1 protein-coding gene and 1 pseudogene are annotated in these 1,017 nt (G+C 37.2%); both read left to right on the forward strand.

Translation table 11 applies throughout. The features are described 5' to 3' along the window. Positions 1-228, forward strand: a pseudogene (locus BTO23_RS01630) (porin); the annotation flags it as partial. 93 nt (positions 229-321) lie between these two features. Next, the coding region (locus BTO23_RS01635; RefSeq protein ID WP_245922067.1) for a hypothetical protein at positions 322-1,017 on the forward strand (696 nt) is incomplete at its 3' end.

Raw genomic sequence — 1,017 nt, forward strand, 5'->3', positions numbered from 1 at the left:
ATTGGTCAATACTGGAGTGGTCCAATTGGTTTCAAACTGGGTTACGCTGCTAACTTAGAGTCAGAAACGAATGGTAAGACTGATAAAGATTCTGATAGCAACACAATTTCAGGTCAGTTGATGGCTGTTCATAATGGTTTCGTACCTTACCTACGTGTAGCTGGACGTACTGTTGGTGATGCTGATACTGATATCGTAACACGTGTTGGTTTAGAGTACGGCTTCTAAGAAAGTTGTTATTTAGCTAACTTTTAAAAGCGCTGGCAATTTTTTGTCGGCGTTTTTTACTTTAAGAGCATTTAAAATTTAAGGTGTATTAGGATGTATAAAAGAATTTTAGGACTAAGCGTAATATTACTTAGTGGGTGCTCCACATTATCAAGTGATGATGATTTTAGTGATGCAGTAAATGAGGTAACAAAAAAGTCAACGTATGTATCTATAGAAGCAAAAAGTATTAATCCAATCGAAAATGAAGGTGTTGGGGCGAATGCCATGAGAAACACTTCTCAGTTAACGGCCAATTACGCGACAACGTCAAAAGCTGCGCCTACCTCTTATTTAGCGGTAGAGCTTAGTTATTTTAAATCAAGTAATGTATACGATTCTATTTCATTAAATGGTGTAGAAAAGAAAATGACAGCGTATTCGCCATCAACAGAGTCGTGTAGTGAGCATTGTACCGCAACTCAATATTTTACGTTTCCTATTGATAATAAAGACATCGCCTTATCTGCAAAAACTGGCTTAACTTATATTGTTAAAACGCAAAACGACCTTTCTAAATTATCTTTCACCATTCCTGCCGGTTATTTCCAAGCCGTGTTGGATGAAAAAGCACTTCAATTACAAAATACACAGATGGTTGTTACGCAACAGCCAGCGGCAGAAATAAAAGAAGTTGAAACAAAACCAGTAGAAATGACCAAATATTGGTTTGATGAAGCGACACCTGCTGAACAAGAACAATTCACCGAGTGGGCTTTTGCTAACCGTAAAGCTGTGAGTAATAAATTA

Origin of the sequence: Aliivibrio sifiae (genome assembly GCF_002954715.1) — a bacterium.
GTDB lineage: Bacteria > Pseudomonadota > Gammaproteobacteria > Enterobacterales > Vibrionaceae > Aliivibrio > Aliivibrio sifiae.